Raw genomic sequence first — 12,896 nt, 5'->3', positions numbered from 1 at the left:
GCCGACCGCGAGCGGGGGACTTCGAAAACGTCGTTGTGACGATTCCCGCAGTGACTTCGACATCGGGCACGCCTCACGACCAGCGAATAACCGACGAATCAAGATACGCACAGGACTACGCTACAGACCGCTCGATTCGACGGGCAGAAAACCTAAATCCTCGGCGTTTGAACCGGTCGGTCGTGACAGATTCCGAAGCCGACCGGCGGACGACCATCGACCACGAGACGGTCCGGCGGTGGGTCGAGCGCCGGGGTGGCCACCCCGCGGCCGTCGCGCCCGACGCGCCCGAGGAGGCCGGTCTCCTGCGAATCCTGTTCCCCGGCGAGGACGACGAATACGTCGAGCGCCTCGACTGGGAGACGTTCTTCGAGCGGTTCGAGGACCAAGAACTCGCGTTAGTCTACCGCGAGGAGGTCGGTCTCGGCGACGCGGACGCCGCCGACGCGGACTCGGCGGACACCGCGGCCGAGAACGCCACCGACGACGACGCTCCGGACCCGAGCCACTGGTACCAACTGGAAGACCGCGTGTTCGTCGGCGAGTTCTGACCGTCGGGCGGGACGACCGCTCTCACACGTCGGGTGACTCCATCACGTCGGGGACGCCCGCGGCGGTGACGGTCTCGCCGACGACGAACGAGGCGGCGTCGCTGGCGAGGAACCGGGCCACGTCGGCTATCTCCTCGCTGACGCCGACGCGGCGCTCGACGGACTCGCGGTCGATTTCGTCGGCCGAGATGCCCATCTGGCTGGCGAGTCCGGGCGTGGCGACGAACCCCGGCGCGATGCAGTTGACCCTGACTCCATCGCCCGCCCACTCGAAGGCGAGCGTCGAGGTGAGGTTGACCACCGCGGCCTTGGCCGCGCCGTAGTGGCTCATGTAGGGCGCGCCCTGTTGGCCCGCCACGCTGGCGACGTTTATCACCGCCCCGCCGCCGTCTTTCAGGTACTCCTCGGCGGCCTGCGCGCAGTTGTAGGTCCCGCCCAAGTTGATGTCGAGAATCTTCTGCCAGCCGTTGGGGCTGATGTCCTCGAAGTTCGCCATGAAGCTCGCTCCGGCGTTGTTGACGAGTACGTCGAGACCGCCGAACTCCTCGACGGTGGCCTCCACGAGCGCCTCGACGGCGTCGCGGTCGGTCACGTCGCACTCGACCGCGAGCGCGTCGCCGCCCGCGTCGGCGGTCGCGTCGCGGATGTCCTCGGCCACGGGGTCTACGTTCTCCTGCTCGCGCGAGCAGACGACGACGTTCGCGCCGTCAGCGGCGAACAGTTCGGCGATTTCCCGCCCGATGCCGGAACTCGCGCCGGTAATGACGGCGGTCTTCCCGCCGACCGAGAAGCGCTCGCGGTGGTCGGTCATCGTTGGCTCCTCGCTCGCGCATCGGTAGCTCTCCGCCGGTCGGCAGTGTGTTGGTGTCGGGTGGCAGTGGGTCGGCGTCGCGTGGCAGTAGGTCGGTGTCGCGTGACAGTGCGTGTCATCGTCGTGGGCTACAGGGCGGCGCTTTGTAAGGATACGTTGAACCGGCGACGACGGACAAGGAGTTGTTCGCCTCCGACCGGCGGGTAACTGGATACAGTTACGAAGTCAGCTATTCTCCCCGATTTCAGTTTCACAGTAAACCTAAGTTCGTTACCTCCGACTGCTTTCACGATGGAGTTCTCGACCGCCGACCTCCGGGAGCGCACGCCGACGCTGGCGGCGGGCGACGTGACCGGCGCGGTCGGCGACTCGGTGACGGTCCTGCCGGTCGTGGTCGCCGTCTCGGCGCTCACGGAGCTTCGACTCCCGATTCTGTTGCTCTGGTTCGGCGCGTTTCAGGTGGTTTGGGGGCTTCGCTACGGCGCGCCGGTCTCGGTCGAACCGATGAAGGCGCTCGCCGCGCTGGTCATCGCGGGGTCGCTGTCGGTGCCGGAATTGGCGGTCGCGGGGACGTTGGCGGGGGGCGTTCTCCTCGGACTCGGGGCGGTCGGCGCGCTCGGTGCGCTCGCCGACCGCATCGACCCGGCGGTGATTCGGGGCGTCCAGTTGGCGGTGGCGCTCGTCCTCGCGCGGACCGGCCTCGAACTCGGTGTCGGGAGTCCGACGACGGCGCTCGCGGCCGCGGCGGTCGGCGGCGCGGTCGTCGCGCTCGGCTACCGGCGCGCGGCCGCACTGGCCGTCCTCGGGGTGGGTCTCGGTCTCGCGGTGGCCGAGACCGGCGCACCGAGCGTCGTCGTGCCAGACTTCGAGGCCGCCGTCTCGCCCGGTGGCGTCGCGGTCGGCGCTCCGGCGACGACCGGCGAGGAGTTCGCGCTCACGACCGACGCGCTCGCGGCGACGGGCGCGCAACTGGCGATGACGGTGGGCAACGCCGCGGTGGCGACTTCGCTGCTCCTCGGGGACCTGTTCGACGCCGAGGTCTCGCCCGACGAACTGGCGACGAGCATGGGCGCGATGAATCTGGCGGCGGTGCCGCTCGGCGCGCTCCCGATGTGCCACGGGAGCGGCGGCGTCGCCGGCAAGCACGCCTTCGGCGCGCGGACCGCGGGCGCGAACCTGCTACTGGGCGTCCTCTACGCCGTCGCGGCGCTCGGCGCGGCCGGGGTGGTCGCGGCGTTCCCGATGGCCGCGCTCGGAGTCCTCCTCGTCCTCGTCGCCGTCGAGTTGGGACGGGCCAGCCTCGACACCGACTCGCTCGCGTTGACTGTGGGGGTGGGTCTCCTCGGGGTGGCGACGAACGTCGGCGCGGCGTTCGTCGCCGGAATCGCGGCGTCGGCGGTGCTGGCCCGCGTCCGAGGGTCCGAGTAGGGACGGACGACGGCTCGAAAATCTATAGCGTGTTATAAAAACGGAATAGATATCTTTGGCACAGCTATAGCGTTCTCTGTCCTCCACGAACTCGGCGTTCTCGGGGTACGATATCACCGCACTGGAGGCCGGTCGTCAGTGAACGACGTTTTACTGGCCGAGTTCCGACGGGCGAATATGGACGAGGAGTACGACTTCGTCGTCGTCGGCGCTGGCCCGTCGGGACTCCAGTTCGCGCGAGCGGTCTCGTCGCGGTCGGACCACTCGGTCGTGGTGTTGGAGCGCAACGACGCGCTCGCGGACAACGACAAGTCCACCGGCGGGACGTTCCCGGAGGTCGTCGAGGGTTACGACCTGCCGGACGAAGTGGTGATGAGCGAAGCGTCGTCGGTGACGTTCGAGAGTCCCAGCGAGCAGAGCCGCCACGAGTTCGAGAGCTACGTCCTCGATTTCCCCCGGCTCCTCGAAGTGCTGGGCGAGGAGACCTCCTCGCAGGGCGTCGAGATTCGGACCGGGGCGCGGGTCACCGAGCCAGTCGTGGAAGACGGTCGCGTCCGCGGCGTGCGCTACCGTGGGACGGGTAGTCGGAGCGAAACCGAAGTTCGGGGGCGGGTCACGGTGGACGCCAGCGGGCCGAGCGCGGTCCTCACGTCCCAGCTCGGCCTGTTCGACACCGACGACGCGCGCCACGGCGTCGGACTGGAAATCGAGGCCGAAGGGGAGTACGACACCGACGACACCCTGCTGTTCCGGTTCGACCACGAGTTCGCGCCGGGCGGGTACGCGTGGACGTTCCCCGCCGGGGAGAACGCCTTCAAGGCGGGCGTCTGCTGGATGGACGCCCACCACGAGACCCGCGCCGGGGCCGACTCCATCCACGAGCGCGTCGAGCGGTGGGTCGAGACCGACCCGCGCTGGACCGTCGAGCGCGTCCGGGCGCGCCACGCTGGCGAGGGCGTCTGGAACGACTCGCTCAACCGGCGCGCGACCGACGGCTTTCTGGCGGTCGGCGACGCGATTTCGAGCATCAACCCCCTGTTCGGCGAGGGCATCCGGCCGGGGATGGAGTCGGCCGACCTCGCCGCCGAGGTGGCCGTTCGGGCCGTGGCCGACGGCGACTGTTCGAGAGCGCGACTCCGGGAGTACGAACGCCGCTGGAACGACGCGAAGGGGTGGTCGTGGAAGCTCCAACGCGTCGTGAGCGAACTCCTCTACGACTTCGATGCCGACCAGCAGGACGAGTTCGTCCGCCGGGTGGACGGCCTCTCGCGGTCGGCCGCCGAGCGACTGCGCCGCTACGACTTGGACCCCCTCTCGCTGGCGCGCCTCTACCCCTTCAAGCGCAAGGACCTCTCGAAGCTCCCGCGCGTCGTGAGCTACCTCGGAGTGTAGTTCGACGGTCGGCCACTCGACCACTGGCGAACGCTCGGTGACCCAATCCACCGACGAACGCTCGACTGCCGACCGAATCGTCTGGGTGGACTGGAAGGGGCCGCCCGCTCGCGTTTACTTTGGTCGTCTCTGCGGGCCAGTATTCGGAGCGCCGAGCGAAGCGAGACGCGAGAATATCCCGCAGAGCGACCGCGAGCGGGCGGGGGCTTTCTCCGACTCCGACTCCGACTCCGGAGAAGACGACAGTACCGACGACGCCAACCCACGTCAAGTTATAACACCCCGCCGGACGACGGACCACGCATGGACGACCCTTCCGAGGCCTACGGCCCGAATCGCCAGCGCGAGGTCTACGCCAGCGGGATGCTCGCCGACCAGCGCCCCGAGATGCCCGTCTCGCCCGACGAACTGGAGGAGGCCGCGATGGAAGCCCTCTCCGAGGAGGCCCGCGCCTACGTCGCGGGGAGCGCGGGCGGCGAGGACACCGCCGACCGGAACCGCGAGGCGTTCCGGCACTGGCGCATCGTCCCCCGGATGCTCCGGGACGTGGCCGACCGGGACCTCTCCGTGACGGTCTGCGGGCAGGAGTTTTCGGTGCCGGTTCTGCTGGCACCCATCGGCGTCCAGTCCATCATCCACAAGGAGGGCGAACTCGCCAGCGCGCGGGCCGCCGACTCCCTCGGCGTGCCCTTCGTCTCCAGTTCCGCGGCGTCGGCGACGATGGAGGAGGTCGCCGACCAACTGGACGACGCGCCGGGGTGGTTCCAACTCTACCCGAGTGCGGACCCCGACGTGACCGAGAGCTTCGTCCGGCGGGCGGAGGAGGCGGGCTACGAGGCCATCGTGATAACGCTCGACACGCCGACGATGGGGTGGCGCGAGCGCGACGTGGCCAACGCCTACCTCCCGTTCCTCGACGGCGAGGGCGTGGCGAACTACCTCTCGGACCCCGCGTTCCGCGACTCGCTCGACGCGCCGCCCGAGGAGGACGAGCAGGCCGCACTCTGGCGGTTCATCGAGCAGTTCGGCGACCTCTCGATGGACTGGGAGACCGTCGAGCGCGTGCAGGCGACCACCGACCTGCCCGTCCTCCTGAAGGGCATCCTCCACCCCGAGGACGCCCGCGAAGCGGTCCGCAGGGGCGTGGACGGCGTGGTCGTCTCGAACCACGGCGGACGACAGGTGGACGGCGCGATTTCGGCCGTCGAGGCGCTCCCCGGCGTCGTGAAAGCCGTCGAGGGCACCCTCTCGGCCGCGGAAGCGCAGTCGGCGGCGGACGCCCAGTCGGCGAGCGACGCGGGAGACACGACGAATGGGGAAAGCGACGACGAGTTCGCGGTGCTGTTCGACAGCGGGATTCGCCGCGGCGCGGACGCCATCAAGGCGCTCGCGCTCGGTGCGGACGCGGTGTTGCTGGGGCGTCCCTACGTCTACGGACTGGCCATCGACGGCGAGGAGGGCGTCCGCGAAGTCGTCCGGAACTTCCTCGCGGACTTCGACCTGACGATGGCGTTGAGCGGCCGAGACGCCGCCTCGGAACTCGACTCGTCGGTCCTCGTGCGGCCGGACGAGTGAGGGCCGTCGAAGGGAGGTTCCGAATCGGGCCGACCGACGCGAGGACGGACCGATGCGAGGAGCGACCGGCGAAACCGACCCGAGACGGGCGACTCGACGGGACTCGGAGGTCCGAACAGTTCTCGTTCTATAATCTATTCGAGTATCACTCTTCGAGTGAAAACGGGGTTCGGATGCCGATTCGAATTTCGAATACCGTAGCGACTGTCAATTTATAATTCCGAGAACGATGCCGAGTTTAGCAACTGTTTTATGGTCCGAATCGAAACCTAAATCGTATGCAAAAGCGCACTACTGCGCTGTACGTGGCGTTCTTTTTCCTCGTAGCGACGGCAGCGTTCACGGCCCTGTCGGTCACAGAGCAACCGACCGCGTCCGTCGAGAACCCCGACTACGAACTCGGGACTGGCGACGAGTTCACGGTTGACGGCCGAACCTACAACGTCAGCGACGTGTCCGCCCGGATGTCCGAGGGGAGCGTCGTCCGCTCCGCGTCGGCGACGTGGGTGAACGAGTCGGCGCGCTACACCGAGACGTGGACGAACAACTCGACGGTGACGTATCAGAGCGACGAGTACCGCGTCCTGATACCGAACGTCTCGAACCCCTCGGAGGCGACGCTCCGGGAGGTCCAACCGCTCGGAAACAACACGACGACAATCCAGCAGAACGACCGGACCTTCGTCGTCGAGGAGCGGAACGGTACCCGGACGCTCGTCCCGGTCTCCGAATACAAGCGCCAGCAGTTCGGCGAGCCGAACACCGAGCGACTCACCGCCGGAGGCACGCTCCAGTACGCGAACAACAGCACAACGGTCTCGAATATCACCGCGAGCGCGGTGAAGCTGACGTGGACCGCGCCGCGGACCAACACCATCGAGTTCGGGGAAACCACGCCGATTCGGACGACCCTCGTCCGCGGCGGCACCCCGGCGAAGATGGCGTTCGCCGCGGGGGGCAACAACGTGACGCTGAACGGCCAGACGTACACGACTCATTACCCCGACAACGGGACGCTCGTCCTCTCTAGCCAGCCCGCTGAGTACCACGCGCAACTCGACAGCGTTCGCCACCAGAACGAACGCTTCGCGGGTCTCTGGGGCGTCTTCATCCTCAGCGTCCTCGCGGCGTTCACGATGGTCGCGCTGGCGTACCTGCCGAACAAGTAACGGGACCCACTTCTCTCCGGACCCCATCGTTTGACGGTCCATCGGTCCTACGCTCCGAGTATGAACGTCCACTGGCACCGACGCGACCTCCGCCTCTCGGACAACCGTGCGCTCGCCGAGGCGGCCGCCGACGGGCCGGTCCTCCCGGTCTTCGTCTTCGACCCCGAGATTCTGGCACACGCCTCGCCTCCTCGCGTCGCGTTCATGCTCGACGCGCTCGAATCGCTCCGCGCCGACTACCGCAAACTGGGCGGCGACCTGCTGGTCGTCCGCGGGGACCCCCGCGAGGAGCTACCCCGAATCGCCGACGCCTACGACGCCGAAGCCGTCTTCTGGAACCGCGACTACTCCGGGCTGGCCCGCGAACGCGACAGCGAGGTCCGCCTCGCGCTGGACGACGCCGCCATCTCGCGGGCGGCCTACCACGACGCGGTCCACCACGAACCCGGCTCCATCCGGACCAACAAGGGCGAACACTACTCCGTCTACACTTACTTCTGGAAGAAGTGGCGCGACCGGGAGAAAGACGCGCCCTACGACGCGCCCAGCGAGGGCGAGATAGCCGCTCCGGACGACGCGCCGGACGTACCGGGAACGACCGCGCTCCCGACGCTCGCGGACCTCGGCTTCGACGAGCCGGAGGCCGACGTACCGCCCGCTGGAACCGAAGTCGCGCGCGACCTCCTCGCCGACTTCTGCGAGGAGGCCATCTTCCGGTACGCCGACGAGCGCGACTACCCCGCGGAAGACGGGACCTCGCGGCTCTCGGCGCAACTCAAGTGGGGCACCATCGGAATTCGGGAGGTCTGGGCCGCCACCGAGGAGGCCATGTCGCGCACCGAAGGCGTCCCGGACGACGAGGGCGCGGAACCCGAGGAGGGGACCGAGGCCGCATCGGTCCGGGAGTTCCAGAGCCAACTCGCGTGGCGGGAGTTCTACGCTCACGTCCTGTCTGCTCGCCCCGACGTGGTGTCTCGCAACTACAAGTCCTACGAGAACGACATCGAGTGGCGCGAGGACCCCGAAGCGTTGGCGGCGTGGAAAGAGGGGAAGACGGGCTACCCCATCGTGGACGCCGCGATGCGCCAACTCCGCGAGGAGGCCTACATGCACAACCGCCTCCGGATGGTGGTCGCCTCCTTCCTCACGAAGGACCTCCTGCTGGACTGGCGCGAGGGCTACGACTGGTTCCGCGAGAAGTTGGCCGACCACGACACCGGAAACGACACCGGCGGGTGGCAGTGGGCCGCCTCGACCGGCACCGACGCCCAGCCGTACTTCCGCATCTTCAACCCGATGACGCAGGGCGAACGCTACGACCCGGACTGCGAGTTCATCAAGCAGTACGTCCCGGAACTCGAAGACGCCTACCCCGAGGACGTTCACGGCTGGCACGAACTGAGCGACGCCGAGCGCGAGCGCATCGCGCCCGACTACCCCGCGCCAATCGTGGACCACGCAAAGCGCCGCGAGGAGGCCATCGCGATGTTCGAGGACGCGCGCGGCGACGACTGACGGTCGCGCCCCGGCCTCGCCCGACTACTCGCCGAAGGGGTCCTCGAAGTCGTTGCGCAGGAAGTACCGGACCCAGTTGCCGTACGTCCGGTCGGTCAAGTCGTCGGCGACCTGCTCGTATCGGACCACGCCGTCGCCGTCCACGACGTAGGTTCCGGCGACGCCCGTCACGCCGTGGCTGGTCTCCTCGGTGCCGCTGTACCGGTCGGCGACCTCGCCGTTGGGGTCCGCGAGGAGTTGGAAGTCGTAGTCGAAGCGGTCGCGCATCTCGACCAGTTTCGGGACCTCGCTGGTCACGACCGGGAGGACGCTCACGCCCTCGTTGAAGTGGAGGTCCTCGTAGACCCTGCTGAAGGTCGCCAACTGTTCGGCGCAGAAGCTACACCAGTGGCCGCGGTTGACGAGGACGACGGTCGGGCCGGACTCCAGCGTTTCTTCGAGCGATACTTGCCCGCCGGACGTGCTTTCGAGGCTGAAATCGGGTGCCTCGGAGCCTTCGAGCGTCACGGGTCTACCGTGGCGACCGAAGTCAAAGCCGGTTGCGGCGGCGGCCGAACTGACCGCGGTCTCGGTCGCCGAGGAGTCCGACCTCTCGGCACGCCAGCGACCGATTCGCGCGGTCGGCGCTCTCTGCACCGACCGCGTCACTCTCCCGAGGAGAGGACGAGCCGAAGCCCAACCGAAACGAAGACGACCGCGGCTTTGAGAACGAGGAGAACGACGAGGACGACCGCGACCGCCGAGAGGACCGACTCGACGCGGTGCCACGCCTGCCCGCCCGCGACGGCGACGAACGACAGGCCGAGCAGACAGGCCACGAGCGCCGCCAATCCCGTGCGAACTGCCGCGCGACGATTTCGGAGGACGCCGCTCATATCCGTCGGTTCGCAACCGAGCGTAAAAATTGTTGGGTAGGTTACCGCTCGTCGGAGCGACCCGACGCAAGCGCGCCGTCGCGGGCCTCCGACGCGCCTGTCCGTCAGCCTGCATATCGCCGACGCGACCACTGGCTTAACACTTAACCGCGTGGCCGTTGCCCCGGACGACGGGGGAGAGACCAATGGCTACTTACGAACTACCGGAACTACCGTACGACTACGACGCACTCGAACCGGCCATCGACCAGCGCATCATGGAACTGCACCACGACAAGCACCATCAGGGCTACGTGGACGGCGCGAACGCCGCCCTCGACAAACTCGAAGAGATGCGCGGGTCCGGCGACTTCGGCGACGTGCGCTCGGTCAAGCGGAGCCTCGCGTTCAACCTCTCGGGACACGTCAACCACACCGTCTTCTGGAGCAACATGCACCCCGACGGCGGCGGCGAACCGGGCGGGGAACTCTCCGATGCGCTCGACGACCACTTCGGCGGCTACGACGGGTTCAAGCAGGACTTCTCGGAGGCCGCGAAAGGCGTCGAAGGCTCCGGGTGGGGCATGCTGGTCTACGACCACATCGCCGACAAGCCCATCGTCGCCGCCGCGGAGAATCACCAGAACCAGCACCCGCAGGGAGCCACGCCACTCCTCGTCTGTGACGTGTGGGAACACGCCTACTACCTCCAGTACGAGAACAACCGAGGAGAGTACGTGGACAACTTCTGGAACGTCGTAAACTGGGACGACGTGGAAGCGCGCTTCCAGCAGGCCAAGCAGGCCGACGCGATTCCGACCCACACCGGCTCGCACTGAGCCGGAGTAGTCGGTAGCGACGAGAAGACGACAGACGAGAGGACACGGAGAAGACGAGAGACGGGCAGAAATGAGAGAAGAGGAACGGTAAAGAAAGAGAGAACGAGGGAAGACGAGGAGACCCGAACGGGTCGAATAGGCCGGTCCGAGACCGAATACATAAAATATCTTACTTTAAGCGGTTTCACCAGCGGGGACCGAAACAGCGTCGAGAGCGCCCGAAAACCGGGTTCGGCTCGCACCTAGAGGCGTGTTACCAGTCGACTTCTCAAAGTTTAAGACCGAAAAGGGTCTATATAGGAGCGAGGTTCAATTATGTCCGAGCGATCCAACCCCGAACTACCGCCGCTTCCGTACGACTACGACGCGCTCGAGCCGCACATCAGCGAACAGGTGCTCACGTGGCACCACGACACCCACCATCAGGGCTACGTCAACGGGCTCGACAGCGCCGAGGAGACGCTGGCCGAGAACCGCGAGAGCGGGGACTTCGGCTCCAGTGCGGGCGCGCTCGGCGACGTGACCCACAACGGCTCGGGTCACTACCTGCACACGCTGTTCTGGGACAACATGGACCCGAACGGCGGCGGCGAACCCGAGGGCGACCTCCTCGACCGCATCGAGGAGGACTTCGGCTCCTACGAGGGCTGGAAGGGCGAGTTCGAGGCCGCAGCGAGCGCCGCCGGTGGCTGGGCGCTGCTGGTCTACGACCCGGTCGCCAAGCAGCTCCGTAACCTCGCCGTCGACAAGCACGACCAAGGCGCGCTCTGGGGCGCACACCCCATCCTCGCCCTCGACGTGTGGGAGCACTCGTACTACTACGACTACGGTCCGGACCGCGGCGACTTCGTGGAGAACTTCTTCGAGGTCGTCGATTGGGACCACGTCGCCGAACAGTACGAGAAGACCGTCGGCAACCACGAGTAGTCCGAATCACTCGCTTTCTTTCGGTCGCTACGCCCGACCAGCGGCGCGTGGCGCGTCCGGTCGGCGAAGGTCCCGTATCCGACACGTCCGGCTCTCGATAGCTATGCTTGCGAATAGTTCACAAACCGGTCCGTTCCATCGTGAAACGGTGGCAATGGAGAGCAATATATAGATATCGAGAAAATATATATTTCCTTCGGAGGGTTTATCAGATAGTCGCGGCTTCTCTCAGGCGATGACAGGGAAATCGACTCGTCGCAAGTTCTTGACCGCCGCAGGAGCATCCGGTGCGCTGGCGCTCGCGGGGTGCGTCGGCGGCACCGGTGGCGGCACGAACCAGAGCGGCAATCAGAACGACGGCGACTCGGAGGGGCAGTCGTCCGAGCCGTCGCAACTGAAGGCCGGTGGCTCGTCTACGGTCTACCCGATTACGAGTACCGCGGGGTCGGTCTGGTCGTCGAACCCGCCCGCCAGCGACGAGGAGTACTGGGGACCGAGCAACTACGACATCGACACCGAGAAACGACTCGCGGACTACTGGGCCGGTCTCTACGGCTTCGAGGCGACCGGGGACGCCGCGCCGCCGTTCGACGTGTCGGTCGGGCTGAGCCACTCCGGGACCGGACTGGAGAAACTCAAGAACGACCTCGTGGACATCGGCAACGCCAGCGCGCCGGTCGCCGCGGAGTTCCCGGACGCCAGCGACGAGGAGTTGAACGAGTACACGGACCACGTGGTCGGCGTGGACGCCCAACCTATCGTCGTCAGCAAGGAGGTCTACGAGGCTGGCGTCGAGGAACTCACAGCCGAACAGGTCCGGAAAATCTACACGGGCGACATCACGAACTGGTCGCAAATCGACTCGTACGACGGCGAGGAGAAAGAGATTCAGGCAGTCGGCCGCGCCGAAGGCTCCGGTACCGACACCGCCTTCCGGTCGAACCTGCTGGGCGACCCGGACGCGAAGATGCCCGGCGTGGACGTGCGCAAGGGCCAGAACCAACAGGTCAAGACGCTCGTCTCCAAGTCCGACAACGTCGTCGCGTACATGGCGCTGGCGTTCGTCGGTTCGGACGTTCCCGCCATCTCGCTGTCGTTCGACGGCACGACCTACAAACCCGGCGAGAACCTCGCCGACGAGGACTACCCCCTCTCGCGCGACCTCCATTGCTACACCTACGAGGGCACCTCCAAGAAGGAAGCCGCGTACCTCCGGATGATAATCAGCGAGTTCGGGCAGGACAACTACGTGAAGACGCAGGGCTACGCCGCGCTCACCGACGAGCGCCGGACGACGCAACTCGACAAGCTTCCCGACCCCGACAACTGATTCTCCCCGACCCCAACAACTGACTCGCCGCGTCACTCCGGCACGAAGGCCTCGAAGGAGTAGTCCGCCACCACGGCGGCGAGTTCGTCGTTCAACGCGCCGAAGTCGTACCCGCCCTCCCGTCGGTCGAAACTCCCGAACACACCGACCCGCCGGTCCTCCTCGGACAGGAACGTCCGGAACTGCTCGAACCCGTCGAACCCCCGGACGGTGTAGTTGTAGTCGGCGTAGTAGAGGTCGCTGTAGGTGTCGCGCGTGACGTAGCCGTACCGCTCGTTGTCCACGAACCGGGGCACGTCGAGGTCGGTGACCTTCTCGGCAACGTCGTCGCGGACGTAGAGTCGCTCGTGAGTCCGCTGGTCGAACAGCCACACGTCTCGGAGCGCGTCGCTCCCGAACGTCGAGAACGCCTCGACGAGCGCCCGCTTCGCCTCTCGGCGGTCGTCCTCCTCGTCTCCCATGATACTTGCCCTGCGTCGTGACGAGATATAAAAATTAGGCCCGA

General features: G+C 66.9%; 13 protein-coding genes. 9 read left to right on the top strand and 4 right to left on the bottom strand.

Annotated elements, in window-relative coordinates; genetic code table 11:
* Nucleotides 1-182: 182 nt before the first annotated feature.
* Nucleotides 183-551 carry a hypothetical protein gene (locus tag EPL00_RS23485; protein ID WP_202932558.1) on the top strand — a complete coding sequence of 123 codons (369 nt, stop codon included), beginning with the start codon at nucleotides 183-185 and terminating at the stop codon, nucleotides 549-551.
* A 22-nt stretch (nucleotides 552-573) separates the two neighbouring features.
* Here EPL00_RS23485 and EPL00_RS07620 read toward each other — a convergent pair whose 3' ends face one another.
* Entirely contained in the window at nucleotides 574-1,362 is a 789-nt protein-coding gene (locus tag EPL00_RS07620) for an SDR family NAD(P)-dependent oxidoreductase (RefSeq protein WP_135851070.1), read from the bottom strand.
* A gap of 291 nt (nucleotides 1,363-1,653) precedes the next feature.
* Here EPL00_RS07620 and EPL00_RS07615 point away from each other — a divergent pair, with 291 nt between their 5' ends.
* The 5 genes from EPL00_RS07615 to EPL00_RS07595 all read left to right on the top strand — a co-directional run bounded on the left by EPL00_RS07615 (nucleotide 1,654) and on the right by EPL00_RS07595 (nucleotide 8,441).
* Entirely contained in the window at nucleotides 1,654-2,790 is a 1,137-nt protein-coding gene (locus EPL00_RS07615) for a putative sulfate/molybdate transporter (RefSeq protein WP_135851071.1), read from the top strand.
* A 177-nt stretch (nucleotides 2,791-2,967) separates the two neighbouring features.
* Nucleotides 2,968-4,182, top strand: a complete 1,215-nt coding sequence (locus tag EPL00_RS07610) for an NAD(P)/FAD-dependent oxidoreductase (protein ID WP_135851072.1) — start codon at nucleotides 2,968-2,970, stop codon at nucleotides 4,180-4,182.
* A 303-nt stretch (nucleotides 4,183-4,485) separates the two neighbouring features.
* Nucleotides 4,486-5,757, top strand: a complete 1,272-nt coding sequence (locus tag EPL00_RS07605) for an alpha-hydroxy-acid oxidizing protein (RefSeq protein WP_135851073.1) — start codon at nucleotides 4,486-4,488, stop codon at nucleotides 5,755-5,757.
* Between the two features lie 278 nt (nucleotides 5,758-6,035).
* The gene (locus EPL00_RS07600) at nucleotides 6,036-6,926 is read left to right on the top strand and encodes a hypothetical protein (RefSeq protein WP_135851074.1); all 891 of its coding nucleotides are present in this window, start codon (nucleotides 6,036-6,038) and stop codon (nucleotides 6,924-6,926) included.
* A 60-nt stretch (nucleotides 6,927-6,986) separates the two neighbouring features.
* Nucleotides 6,987-8,441: a cryptochrome/photolyase family protein gene (locus tag EPL00_RS07595; RefSeq protein ID WP_135851075.1), complete on the top strand. Its 1,455-nt coding sequence runs from the start codon at nucleotides 6,987-6,989 to the stop codon at nucleotides 8,439-8,441.
* Nucleotides 8,442-8,465: 24 nt separating this feature from the next.
* On the opposite strand, the gene EPL00_RS23785 is transcribed toward EPL00_RS07595, so the two are convergent.
* Both EPL00_RS23785 and EPL00_RS23780 read right to left on the bottom strand, forming a co-directional pair.
* Nucleotides 8,466-8,948: a peroxiredoxin family protein gene (locus tag EPL00_RS23785; protein WP_135851076.1), complete on the bottom strand. Its 483-nt coding sequence runs from the start codon at nucleotides 8,946-8,948 to the stop codon at nucleotides 8,466-8,468.
* Nucleotides 8,949-9,085: 137 nt separating this feature from the next.
* Nucleotides 9,086-9,316, bottom strand: coding sequence for a hypothetical protein (locus EPL00_RS23780; RefSeq protein ID WP_135851077.1), 231 nt, complete (start codon nucleotides 9,314-9,316; stop codon nucleotides 9,086-9,088).
* A gap of 185 nt (nucleotides 9,317-9,501) precedes the next feature.
* On the opposite strand from EPL00_RS23780, the gene EPL00_RS07580 reads away from it, so the two are divergent.
* The 3 genes from EPL00_RS07580 (at nucleotide 9,502) to EPL00_RS07570 (ending at nucleotide 12,391) form a co-directional block, all read left to right on the top strand.
* Nucleotides 9,502-10,134 carry a superoxide dismutase gene (locus tag EPL00_RS07580; RefSeq protein WP_135851078.1) on the top strand — a complete coding sequence of 211 codons (633 nt, stop codon included), beginning with the start codon at nucleotides 9,502-9,504 and terminating at the stop codon, nucleotides 10,132-10,134.
* A 315-nt stretch (nucleotides 10,135-10,449) separates the two neighbouring features.
* Nucleotides 10,450-11,061, top strand: a complete 612-nt coding sequence (gene sod / locus EPL00_RS07575) for a superoxide dismutase (RefSeq protein ID WP_135851079.1) — start codon at nucleotides 10,450-10,452, stop codon at nucleotides 11,059-11,061.
* A 235-nt stretch (nucleotides 11,062-11,296) separates the two neighbouring features.
* Nucleotides 11,297-12,391: a PstS family phosphate ABC transporter substrate-binding protein gene (locus EPL00_RS07570; protein WP_135851080.1), complete on the top strand. Its 1,095-nt coding sequence runs from the start codon at nucleotides 11,297-11,299 to the stop codon at nucleotides 12,389-12,391.
* A gap of 32 nt (nucleotides 12,392-12,423) precedes the next feature.
* On the opposite strand, the gene EPL00_RS07565 is transcribed toward EPL00_RS07570, so the two are convergent.
* Nucleotides 12,424-12,852 (bottom strand): DUF7522 family protein, encoded by a 429-nt coding sequence (locus tag EPL00_RS07565; RefSeq protein ID WP_135851081.1) that lies wholly within the window; start codon nucleotides 12,850-12,852, stop codon nucleotides 12,424-12,426.
* Nucleotides 12,853-12,896: the final 44 nt, after the last annotated feature.

Origin of the sequence: Halorussus salinus (genome assembly GCF_004765815.2) — an archaeon.
In the GTDB taxonomy this organism is placed as follows: domain Archaea; phylum Halobacteriota; class Halobacteria; order Halobacteriales; family Haladaptataceae; genus Halorussus; species Halorussus salinus.
The sequence above is the reverse complement of the archived record's forward strand: the minus strand, read 5'-3'. Positions and strand labels throughout refer to the sequence as shown.

Coding starts and splice junctions, on each gene's coding strand:
- EPL00_RS07565 (WP_135851081.1), bottom strand. CDS start 12,852: ATGGGAGACGAGGAGGACGACCGCCGAGAGGCGAAGCGGGCGCTCGTC.
- EPL00_RS23780 (WP_135851077.1), bottom strand. CDS start 9,316: ATGAGCGGCGTCCTCCGAAATCGTCGCGCGGCAGTTCGCACGGGATTG.
- EPL00_RS07605 (WP_135851073.1), top strand. CDS start 4,486: ATGGACGACCCTTCCGAGGCCTACGGCCCGAATCGCCAGCGCGAGGTC.
- EPL00_RS07600 (WP_135851074.1), top strand. CDS start 6,036: ATGCAAAAGCGCACTACTGCGCTGTACGTGGCGTTCTTTTTCCTCGTA.
- EPL00_RS07570 (WP_135851080.1), top strand. CDS start 11,297: ATGACAGGGAAATCGACTCGTCGCAAGTTCTTGACCGCCGCAGGAGCA.
- EPL00_RS07580 (WP_135851078.1), top strand. CDS start 9,502: ATGGCTACTTACGAACTACCGGAACTACCGTACGACTACGACGCACTC.
- EPL00_RS07610 (WP_135851072.1), top strand. CDS start 2,968: ATGGACGAGGAGTACGACTTCGTCGTCGTCGGCGCTGGCCCGTCGGGA.
- EPL00_RS07620 (WP_135851070.1), bottom strand. CDS start 1,362: ATGACCGACCACCGCGAGCGCTTCTCGGTCGGCGGGAAGACCGCCGTC.
- EPL00_RS07615 (WP_135851071.1), top strand. CDS start 1,654: ATGGAGTTCTCGACCGCCGACCTCCGGGAGCGCACGCCGACGCTGGCG.
- EPL00_RS07595 (WP_135851075.1), top strand. CDS start 6,987: ATGAACGTCCACTGGCACCGACGCGACCTCCGCCTCTCGGACAACCGT.
- sod (WP_135851079.1), top strand. CDS start 10,450: ATGTCCGAGCGATCCAACCCCGAACTACCGCCGCTTCCGTACGACTAC.